This window comes from Acidithiobacillus marinus, from assembly GCF_002847505.1.
In the GTDB taxonomy this organism is placed as follows: domain Bacteria; phylum Pseudomonadota; class Gammaproteobacteria; order Acidithiobacillales; family Acidithiobacillaceae; genus Acidithiobacillus; species Acidithiobacillus marinus.
Window position 1 is genome coordinate 35,785 of the sequence record NZ_MXAV01000052.1, and the last position, 6,000, is coordinate 41,784.

The window sequence follows — 6,000 nt, forward strand, 5'->3', positions numbered from 1 at the left end:
TCATCGTTAGCTTTTTCGATGAAAACTGCAGTCTGGGACACTGCGACGCAATAGACCCTTCTTTAAGGGTGTTTTCTTCTGCCGTTTCGGCAGTTTTGTTATGTTGGCGCATTCATTCAGGAGAGAGGCACGATACGGCAGCGTTTACGCGCCGCGCATTGCTGTGTCCGTCGTTCAGACGTGGCCTCGTATAAGCTATGGTAAAAATTCAAAAAAGGGATGGTTCCATCGTTCCGTTTGATGCTGTAAAAATTCAAAACGCCGTTATTATGGCGGTGCTGAAAGACCAATATGGGGATTATCGTTCCGGCCCTACCCTTTCAGCGGCTGGGCGGGACGTTGCGAACCATGTATCCGAGCAGGTACTGGCCGTTCTGGAAAAGCGCCCCAATGATGGGGTGATCTTCATCGAGGATATTCAGGACCAGGTAGAACTCGCCTTCATGCGTGCAGGCGAACATCGCATTGCCCGGGATTATGTCTTGTTCCGTGAAAAGCGAGCGAAAGAACGTGCTGCCGTGCAAGCACCGGATGTTGTTGAGGGCATTGAAACAGACAACGGATTTCAGACTTTTGAGACCCTGCTGGGCCATCTTTCGCTCTGGGCACCAGGTTTATTAGGTAATTCTGGCGTTCTCAAGGAGCGTCGTGAGGCCGTTTTCGCAGAAATGCGTCGTTCGTTATACCCTGGGATCAGTCAAAATGAGATCCGCAGTGCAGCGATTATGGCTGCACGAACATTGATCGAGAGTGACCCGGTGTACAGCCGGGTAGCGAGTGCTTTTCTGGTCACTTCGGTACGTGAGGAAGCTTCTCGCGCCCTGGGTTTACCGGAAGAAGCCTTCTTTTATAACCAGTATTTTCCGGCTTATGTGCAATTCGGGATCGAAGATGGCCGGTTGGATCCACGACTGGCTGATTTCGATCTGGAATTTTTGGCTACAAGGATTGCTGATAGCCGCGATTTTGATTTTGAATATCTCGGTATGCAGGTGCTTTATGATCGCTACCTGATCCATCATCGTGAAAAGCGCATTGAGGCGCCGCAAGCTTTGTGGATGCGGGTGGCAATGGGGCTTGCCCTGGCGGAGGAGCCCTCTGAGAGAGATCGTACAGCGGTGGAGTTTTATAACGTCCTTTCTCAATTCCTCTTTGTCAGCTCCACGCCGACGCTCTTCAATGCGGGTACCACTCATCCGCAACTGTCCAGCTGCTTCCTGACTACCGTTCCTGATGATCTGGACGGGATTTTTGAAGCGATCAAGGAAAATGCCTTGCTGTCCAAGTTTAGTGGCGGGCTTGGTAATGACTGGACGCCGGTGCGGTCCCTGGGATCCTATATCAAAGGGACAAATGGAAAATCACAGGGGGTTGTCCCCTTCCTCAAGGTGGTGAACGACACGGCGGTTGCCGTGAATCAGGGTGGAAAGCGTAAGGGCGCTGTCTGTGCTTACCTCGAAACCTGGCACATGGATATTGAAGAGTTTCTCGAGCTGCGCAAGAACACCGGCGATGATCGGCGCCGCACCCATGACATGAATACCGCGAACTGGATTCCGGATTTGTTCATGGAACGTGTCGAGCAGAACGCCGAATGGACGTTGTTTAGTCCGGTGGATGTTCCCGATTTGCATGATCTGTATGGTTCTGCTTTTTCGGAGCGTTATGCGTATTATGAGCAACAGGCTGAGCTTGGGGTTTTCCCTTCCAAGAAAGTATCTGCCGTGCAGCTTTGGCGGAAAATGTTGACCATGATCTTTGAAACCGGGCATCCCTGGATCACTTTCAAAGACGCCTGCAACCTGCGTAATCCGCAGCAACATGACGGTGTCGTGCACAGTTCCAATCTCTGCACAGAAATCACCCTGAACACCAACGCGCAGGAAACTGCCGTGTGCAATCTAGGTTCCGTGAACTTGTTGGCCCACATGAAGCCGGCAGAGGGTGTCGAGCTTTGCGAGCAGTTTGATGGATCTCGGGATGATTTTCTGCATCAGTATTTTGATATTGATAAGTTGAACCTGACCATCAGCACCGCCATGCAGATGCTCGATAATGTCATTTCGATGAACTGGTACGCCAGTGAAAAGGGGCGTTTCAGCAACACTCGTCATCGCCCGGTCGGTTTGGGATTGATGGGCGTTGCGGATGCTTTGATGGCTTGTCGCATTCCGTATGGATCAGAGGCGGCTGTTCTTTTCAGCGATGTTTCGCAAGAAGTGGTTAGCTTTATGGCTATCAATGCATCGGCGTCGTTAGCCCGTTCTCGTGGCGCATATGAGTCATTCGATGGTTCCTTGTGGAGCCAGGGTATTTTACCGATTGATTCTGTCGCGCTTCGTAATAGGTCTTCCGCTGTCTTCGATATGGATACGGAAACCTGCCAGACCTTGGTGTGGGATGGCCTTCGTGAGTTTGTAAAGGGCGGAATGCGCAATAGTAACTGCCTGGCCATAGCGCCGACGGCTACCATCTCCAATATATCCGGGGTGAGCCAGGGAATTGATCCCATTTATCAGAATCTCCATGTCAAATCGAATCTCTCCGGCGAGTTTACGGTGCTGAACCGTGCCATGGTCGAGGATTTGAAGCGGCTGGATTTGTGGGATGAGGTCATGGTTAACGATCTGAAATACTTCGATGGCAGCCTGGGGCCGATTGATCGCGTCCCTGAAGTCCTGAAAAAACTTTATGCTACGGCCTTTGAAGTGGGTGTTGACCATGAGGGGCGCGACTGGTTGGTGCGTTGTGCGGCGAAGCGTCAGAAGTGGGTGGATCAGGCGATCAGTCTGAATCTCTACATGGCCCAGGCCTCTGGTGCGAAAATTGACCGGTTGTATCGGCAAGCCTGGCATTCCGGGCTAAAAACGACTTATTACCTGCGTAGCTTGGGCGCTACTGCGGCGGAAAAGTCTACGGTGCAAGGGGGTCAGTTAAATGCGGTTTCGGTGCAGCCTAAAGCCTGCGCCATTGATGACCCTACTTGTGAAGCCTGCACTTAAGTCAGGCACGGTTTTGACGGGCGATTCACATCGCCCTTTTGAAAAGGGTTTTTATGAAAATGAAAATGAGTGAGTTCCTCTCTGCCTGGTCTCCCCATGACCAAGGCGATGGGCGTTGTGTCGGTTTCGTGATTGATGCGGGGTTTGTTGCAAGTATTCCGGATGGTTTCACAGAATGCGTCCTGCAGACGGACGAGCCTTGCCGTTGCTGGATTTCCGCTGAGTACGGCGCCACCATTCTGTGGGTCGGCACGGTGCTTGAGGTGAGTCTATTTGCTGATGGTAAGGCATTCTTGTTCGCTGACAATAAAGTATCATCCTGGATCAGCCATATCCCTTTGATTCTAGGTTTTGAACAATTACCACGTTTCACGAAGTATCATCCTGAGCAGCCCTACGGCCTTTGCCGACCCTGGTGATAGCGGACAATAAAGTTTCATCCTGGTGCCTACGGGCATCCCTTGTGCTTGCGCTACACCCAATGACACATAAGCAGCGGATCTTCTCGCCCAACTTGGGGCCGAGTAATATCGGCCAGAAAGTGGCTGTCCGTATGGTTGATGCGACAGTCCGTTTTTCGGCCATTCCGGCCATTCGGATGCCTGATCACCTCAGTCAGCCGATTAAACCCCTCAAACCAGCCTGCACGCGGCTCTTGTACCGGCCTTCTGAGCAGAGACTTGCCTTCCATAAGAATGTCTACATGGTCGCCGATTCCACAGGCCGCCAGAAACGCAGGTGGAATGAGAATGCCACGTGAATTGCCAATTTTCCGTATGCAGGTACGCATGTCCAGACTCTGGCCAAGGTCAGCGTGCAAATCGCCGAGCGCTGGATACTGGCCCGGCTACATCATTGCCAGTTCTTCACCCTGGCGGAACTCAACGCGGCCATCCGCTCCTTGGTGCTGCGGCTCAACACCAAGCCCTTCCGCAAACGGCTGGGCTCCCGCGCGGAGGTCTTCGCCACCCAGCCGGAAGCTGGGCAAAATCCCAGAAGTCGAGGGGACCGAATGGATGCGCAAGCACCTGTTCACCAGTGTGGAGGCCGTTTACGCTCAAATTACGAAAACACCCTGGCTGCCGACGGGGTGTTTACCGGCCATTGCCGGGCTTTAACTGTTTTTTTCTGAGATAAAAAACCCGGCGAAGCCGGGCTGAGTGTCTAAACTAGAGACCTTTATAATATCTCCCGGTAAACCACAGGATACGCCGCTCGGTTACCGCTTATCGGACTACGACGGAATTTTGTCTTGTCCGATCACGAATATCGCGATGCCACGACTAGAATTGTTACCGAAGTCCTTGATAGACAAATTGTTTGAACCAGTAGCTTCTTGATCAGGATTGGTGTTGCTTTCCCGAATTAAATTAGTGAATGAAGGAGTGCTACTATATTCTAAGGTTGTAGTTACTTGGACCGTAAGGCCTGTCCCAGCACAATAAAAGTGCATAGTAGCGTTAATAGACGGAGCACTCTGCATAATATAGATGGCTGTGGGGTTCACGCTAAAAAACCCATCCTGCTCAAACTCAACATATCCAGGACCATTGGCACTCTGAGCTGGAATAGTTGATGGCCATGCATCATCCAAATTTTCGCTATTTGCCGAGTCAAGCGTCATCTGGTAGGGAGTGCAGTTGTATATTTGAAAAGTTTGGTTAAAAGACATTGTATTTTCTCCTTTAAGTATGTCCGCGGTTTGCCATTAAAAATGGTTCCTCGTCATTTCAAGTGGGTAGCCTGAGATCCAGCTTGCCCAGGATCAGGTAGGCCATGTTGATAAAGTTCTTGTGCGTGCGGTAACCCCGAGCCTTGGCCTTGGCGGATTGAATGAGGCTGTTGAAACCTTCCAGAATTCCATTGGTGATCTGGCTCTCGAACCATCGGAGCACGCCATCCCAGTGATTCATGATGGTGTAGGCGACCTTGACGATAGGCGGCAGATCGCTGGTTCTGGCGTTTTCCAACCAGGCTTTCAAGAGGGTAGCCCCCTGATGGCGATTCTTGATCGTGAAGATGTCCTGAAAGGTCAGGCGGAACTGGTAGGCCTGCGCCGTCTTGAGGTTCTGGTCTTTGAGTAATGCCTGCAGCTTTTCTTTCTGCTTCACCTTGAGGTTGCAATCGTTCTTGAGCCAGAGCCAGCGGGTCTTTTTGAGATTTGGCTGAGTGAGGACTTCCCCCTTGCGCACGTCGTCCACGGCCTCGTTGACGAGCTTCATGAGGTGAAAACGATCGAAAGTGATCTCCGCATTGGGCAGGTGCTCGGCAGCCCCTTTCTGGAAGGCCGGCGAGAGGTCCATGCTCACATCGGTGATCGCTTCCGCGCTACCACCATGGGCCTGTAGATCTGCGGAGAATCTCTCAAAGGTCTTGGCATCCTTGCCGGGAGTAGCGAACAAGAGTCGCCGGGCATCCAGATCCACGAAGAGCGTGATGTAGTCGTGGCCGCGCCGACTGCTGGTTTCATCGACGCCGACGGCATGGACATGGGCCATATCCACTCTGGTACGGGCTTCTGGCACATAGTGGTCAATCACCCGCCACAGGAGCGTGTCGGTCTCGCCGACTAGGCGGGCTACGGTCAATACCGGCATCTCCCGCACCAGGGTCATGATCAGCGCTTCGAAGAGCAGGGTGAAATGCGAGCCTTCCCGTGCCCAGGGAACAGATATCTGATGCACTCCATGCTCCTGGCACTTCACACGAGGTACGCGGGCATGGAGATAGGCTTCATGCTGGAAGAAATCCATGTGCCGCCAAGTATGGTCACGGGTATCATGTACCGGACACTCCTCACCACAGACGGAGCAAGCAAAGCGACTACCCTTGGGAAAGTTGATGTGCAGATCCAGGCGTTTCTCCTCCACCGTGAAAGTCACATGATCCACCAACCACGGCGGAACCAATCCTAACGCGAGAGAAAACAGCTCTTCAGGGACCATCAGCTAACTCCAATTCAGGGCACGACCGCTCCACAGCATTCTACCCCCTACCC

4 protein-coding genes and 1 pseudogene are annotated in these 6,000 nt (G+C 52.4%); 3 read left to right on the forward strand and 2 right to left on the reverse strand.

Going from position 1 to position 6,000, the window contains the following annotated elements:
- Positions 1 to 197: 197 nt before the first annotated feature.
- The 3 genes and pseudogenes from B1757_RS13565 to B1757_RS13580 form a co-directional block, all read left to right on the forward strand.
- Positions 198 to 3,002: a ribonucleoside-diphosphate reductase subunit alpha gene (locus tag B1757_RS13565; protein ID WP_101538830.1), complete on the forward strand. Its 2,805-nt coding sequence runs from the start codon at positions 198 to 200 to the stop codon at positions 3,000 to 3,002.
- 53 nt (positions 3,003 to 3,055) lie between these two features.
- A complete protein-coding gene (locus B1757_RS13570) occupies positions 3,056 to 3,421 on the forward strand; it encodes a hypothetical protein (protein WP_101538831.1) in 366 nt (121 codons plus the stop codon).
- 374 nt (positions 3,422 to 3,795) lie between these two features.
- Positions 3,796 to 3,972 (forward strand): annotated as a pseudogene (locus tag B1757_RS13580) (IS21-like element ISCARN4 family transposase); the annotation flags it as partial.
- A 264-nt stretch (positions 3,973 to 4,236) separates the two neighbouring features.
- Here B1757_RS13580 and B1757_RS13585 read toward each other — a convergent pair.
- Positions 4,237 to 4,674: a hypothetical protein gene (locus B1757_RS13585; protein WP_101538832.1), complete on the reverse strand. Its 438-nt coding sequence runs from the start codon at positions 4,672 to 4,674 to the stop codon at positions 4,237 to 4,239.
- Between the two features lie 58 nt (positions 4,675 to 4,732).
- Positions 4,733 to 5,947 carry an ISL3 family transposase gene (locus B1757_RS13590; RefSeq protein ID WP_101536405.1) on the reverse strand — a complete coding sequence of 405 codons (1,215 nt, stop codon included), beginning with the start codon at positions 5,945 to 5,947 and terminating at the stop codon, positions 4,733 to 4,735.
- Between the last annotated feature and the right edge of the window lie 53 nt (positions 5,948 to 6,000).

What these genes read in the sequence shown, in the direction of transcription:
- B1757_RS13565 (WP_101538830.1), top strand. Translation starts at nt 198, where the DNA reads ATGGTAAAAATTCAAAAAAGGGATGGTTCCATCGTTCCGTTTGATGCT.
- B1757_RS13570 (WP_101538831.1), top strand. Translation starts at nt 3,056, where the DNA reads ATGAAAATGAAAATGAGTGAGTTCCTCTCTGCCTGGTCTCCCCATGAC.
- B1757_RS13585 (WP_101538832.1), bottom strand. Translation starts at nt 4,674, where the DNA reads ATGTCTTTTAACCAAACTTTTCAAATATACAACTGCACTCCCTACCAG.
- B1757_RS13590 (WP_101536405.1), bottom strand. Translation starts at nt 5,947, where the DNA reads ATGGTCCCTGAAGAGCTGTTTTCTCTCGCGTTAGGATTGGTTCCGCCG.